This is a genomic window from Helicobacter aurati (genome assembly GCF_003364265.1).
GTDB lineage: Bacteria > Campylobacterota > Campylobacteria > Campylobacterales > Helicobacteraceae > Helicobacter_A > Helicobacter_A aurati.
In genome coordinates this window covers 1-2,099 of record NZ_NXLW01000036.1, presented here as the reverse complement: position 1 = coordinate 2,099, position 2,099 = coordinate 1, and the positions used below count along the sequence as shown (strand labels likewise).

General features: G+C 35.6%; 2 protein-coding genes. Both read left to right on the top strand.

Features of this window, described 5'->3' with window-relative positions; all coding sequences use genetic code 11:
- Positions 1 to 285: 285 nt before the first annotated feature.
- The gene (locus tag CQA66_RS09035) at positions 286 to 1,308 is read left to right on the top strand and encodes a filamentous hemagglutinin N-terminal domain-containing protein (protein WP_104763684.1); all 1,023 of its coding nucleotides are present in this window, start codon (positions 286 to 288) and stop codon (positions 1,306 to 1,308) included.
- 62 nt (positions 1,309 to 1,370) lie between these two features.
- Entirely contained in the window at positions 1,371 to 1,823 is a 453-nt protein-coding gene (locus CQA66_RS09030; protein WP_104763683.1) for a hypothetical protein, read from the top strand.
- Positions 1,824 to 2,099: the final 276 nt, after the last annotated feature.

The following is a 2,099-nucleotide window of genomic DNA, read 5'->3' as shown; positions in this document are numbered from 1 at the left end:
ACACCGCCCACACCATCATAAACTTCCTAACAGGCATCAACAATGAAGAAATGTGTTTCATAGGATTCAAAGAGAAATCTCGCACACAAATCTTACAATATAGGCTCATAACTTAACAAAAGCTTTCTTATTTTTGTTTCAAAAAGTAATTTTTCATTTTTCATTTTTTTGTTATTCCATTAAATCGATGTTCGATTTGTAACACATCTCATTATAATGAATTGCATAAGTGCTATTTTGATAGCGACATTCTCAAGTCAAATTCTCACTAGCTAAGGAGAGCTTATGAAGATTTTTGTGCCTTTTGTGAAAAAGACAATAGCAGTTTTTAATGTATTCTCCATTGTTGCATCTCAATCTCTGTTTGCTAGTCAGATTGTCATTGATACGACACAGACAACCAATAATCCGCATCTTACACATTCTCAAAATAACATTGATATAGTCAATATTGCAAAGCCAAGTCAAGCGGGCATTTCAAATAACTTTTATCATGATTTCAATGTTGCCAAAGAAGGTGCGATTCTTAATAATACCTTGAGCCAAGAAGTTTTTACTAATACGCAGCTTGCAGGTTTGATTTATTCTAATCCAAATTTAGATATTGCGACTGCGAAACTTATTCTTAATCAAGTAACAGGGGCGAATCTTTCCGAGCTCTTAGGGTATTTGGAGATTGCTGGAAGTAAAGCTGATATGCTACTAGCCAATCCTAATGGAATCACCTGCCAAGGATGTGGATTCATTAATGCGGGCAATGTAAGTTTAGCGACTGGTACGTTGAGTAAAGAAGAATTAGAGAGGCTCAACAATCTCAAAGATTACACCAATCATACTGCTCTTACGCTTAATATCAAGAAAGGAGAGATTATAGCCGATGCACTTGACGCAAAGAATGTCGCAAGTCTTACACTCCTTGCAAAAAGTATGAATGTTACAGATTCCTTGCAAGCACAGAATCTACGAATACTCTTAGGCTCTAATCAAGTAACTTTTTCCCCACTTACTTTGCTCTATCAGCCTATTATCTTGGATAATCAAGAGCAGAATAAAGCATTGGCTTTAGATGTAGCTTATTTAGGAAGTATCTTCTCAAATAAGATTTTCATTGTTGCAACAGATAAGGGTGTGGGCATAAAAAATGCAGGCATGATAGCAAGCACTGCTTCACAGAGTAATGGCGATAACGGATTTATATTAAGAGCAGATGGCACAATAGAAATAGCTAGACCCATAGAAGTTACGACAAGGACAGATATTCTTACTGCAGAGGCAAATAAAACGGATTCTAAAGCTCTCACAATCTGAGAATCTAGCAGCAAATATTGGCGGCAATCTCAATATAACGCCTGCAAGACTCTAAGAGAGAAATGGACATAAAAGCTTCTATCGGCACAGCCAATAATAATCTTGCCACTTCTATAAATCATTATACTAATACGAGTAACCAAAGCGGCATAGCAGCAAATTCCCTTGACATGCAAATAGCGCAAGATATCCATTTGCGAGGAGCCTATATTCAGGGAAATAGCGGTGCATTGACAACCAACACGCTAACACACAGTAATCTTAGAAATTTTGCTGCTTATCAAGGCATAAATACTAACAAAGCAATACCTGCATTCGGTTTTGATAGGGGAATAACTTCTTCAAGTGTGTCAAGTGGATTGTCCTTGCAAACAAGTAATGATAGCAAGGTTTTAAGGGCACAGCAGACAAATGACCAAGTAATAGACCAAAGTACGGTAGCTCCTAAAATAAGCGATAAATTAAATCAGAGTATCCAATATTTAACACAAGGCATCACATATCTTACCAACTAATGCAAAAGCAAGCCATAGAGCATTTTATTAATATAGTTAAAAGTAGGTATTTTATTACATAATAATGACAGTATCAGCCTTAACTTATATCTATGCAGAGCGATATTCTTTATAGATATGAGCTAATCAAAACTATTTATTTAAGATTAGTTTATAAATATACTACATTTCAGGAGATTATTTATGAAAAAGTTATTAGCATTAGGTGTAATCAGCTTTAGTTTGAGTGCTTCTCTTGCAGAAGCGAGATTTTTCTTAGGTGTTGAGGGTGGGTAT